This is a genomic window from Dellaglioa sp. CoH-57-MRSF-18 (assembly GCF_056781995.1).
This window is the reverse complement of sequence record NZ_JBXAXX010000164.1, coordinates 1-328: the sequence shown is the minus strand read 5'-3', so window position 1 is coordinate 328 and position 328 is coordinate 1. Positions and strand designations below refer to the sequence as shown.

1 protein-coding gene is annotated in these 328 nt (G+C 59.8%); it reads right to left on the bottom strand.

Going from position 1 to position 328, the window contains the following annotated elements:
- A partial coding sequence (locus tag AC1RPG_RS08570) for a hypothetical protein (protein ID WP_481762564.1) occupies positions 1 to 231 on the bottom strand: 231 nt, incomplete at its 3' end.
- Positions 232 to 328: the final 97 nt, after the last annotated feature.

Below are 328 nucleotides of genomic sequence, written 5' to 3'. Positions count from 1 at the left end.
CCCGATCCGCAGCTGCCCTTGCGAGAGACGCACCTCGGAACCCTCAACGATTGCACGCGGAGGATCGTACGGAACCAAGTGATCGATTCGGATGAAATCCGTCTCATTCTCGTCGTAGTCGCTCGCGACTTCCGCCACACGACCCCCGAATTCGATGCCCACAACCGTCCCGATACGGGTGTTGCTGTCATGGCCCATCGCCACCGGCATCCCAATTTCCAGTTTCTTCATGATCTTGTCCTCAGTTTAGTCCACGCTGGGCGTCGCGTAGCTCAGGTACGCGGCAGGAACCGTGATACGCGGTGCCGCCTAACCCTCGTCGAGTGCC